Source organism: Methylobacter tundripaludum (assembly GCF_002934365.1).
Taxonomy (GTDB): domain Bacteria; phylum Pseudomonadota; class Gammaproteobacteria; order Methylococcales; family Methylomonadaceae; genus Methylobacter_A; species Methylobacter_A tundripaludum_A.
Window position 1 is genome coordinate 1 of the sequence record NZ_PTIY01000044.1, and the last position, 1,098, is coordinate 1,098.

Annotated in this window: 1 protein-coding gene; it reads left to right on the forward strand. The window is 54.4% G+C overall.

Going from position 1 to position 1,098, the window contains the following annotated elements; all coding sequences use genetic code 11:
- Positions 1-1,098 (forward strand): TonB-dependent siderophore receptor (locus B0F88_RS19120; protein ID WP_181049965.1); only part of this gene is annotated, 1,098 nt, incomplete at both ends.

Sequence of the window (1,098 nt, forward strand, 5' to 3'; positions counted from 1 at the left end):
GTGACGCTTGAAAAAGCGCCGGTTTCTAAAGCAGCAGGCTCTACAACCTTGTCCGGGGTAACGGTTAAAGGACAACGGCAGTATGACCCTAACGATCCTTACAATACCGATTATGCGGTACCGAATGCCAACAGCGCGACCAAGACCGATACTCCGATCATGGAAACGCCGGTCGCCGTACAAGTCATACCCAGGGCGGTCATGCAGGATCAGCAAGCGGTCCAGGTCGGCGATGCGGTCAAGAACGTCAGCGGCGTGTTTCAAGGCGCCACTTGGGGAGGTTTTTCCGAAGAGTTCATGATACGGGGATTCAATACCAGTTACGCCAATTACCTGGACGGATTCAGATGGCCGTCGAGCCGTCTTGCTACCGCCAACGCCGAGCGCATTGAAGTGGTCAAGGGCGCGGCGGCTAACCTTTACGGGCGCATCCAGCCCGGCGGCATGATCAATGTGGTGACCAAACGGCCGCAGGCGACGCCTTATTACGCATTGGAACAGCAATTCGGCTCTTATGATCTTTACCGAACCACTGCCGATGCCACGGGAGCCGTTAACAAGGACGGTTCGTTGATGTACCGGCTCAACCTGGAATATCTGAGCAGGAATTCTTTCCGCGATTTCGCCTACACCGATCGTGTGTTTGTGGCGCCTTCGCTGACTTGGAAAGTCAGCGACCGCACCCAACTCGACCTGGATTTCATACATTCCGATGAAAACACTCTGGAAGATCACGGGGTGGTTGCCAGCACGGTGACGCGCCGTCCGGTCGATATCCCGATTTCGCGTTTTTTGGGGGAGCCGTCCATGGACAAATCCAATACCAAGCTGTACAACACGGCTGTGACGCTGAATCATGCCTTTTCCGACAGTTGGAAGATGAACGCCCGGTTTAATTATTTAAAACGCGGTGTGGTGGATCTGCAAAATGAGGCTCCGGGGGCGTTGAACCTGACCACTGGCACTTTGACCAGGAACTTTTACGGCGTGAATAACACAGGCGATTCCTACGGCGGCACCGTGAATCTCAACGGGAAGTTTTCCACCTGGGGCTTGAAGCACGATGTTTTGGGCGGATGGGATTTTTACAGCCTGGAT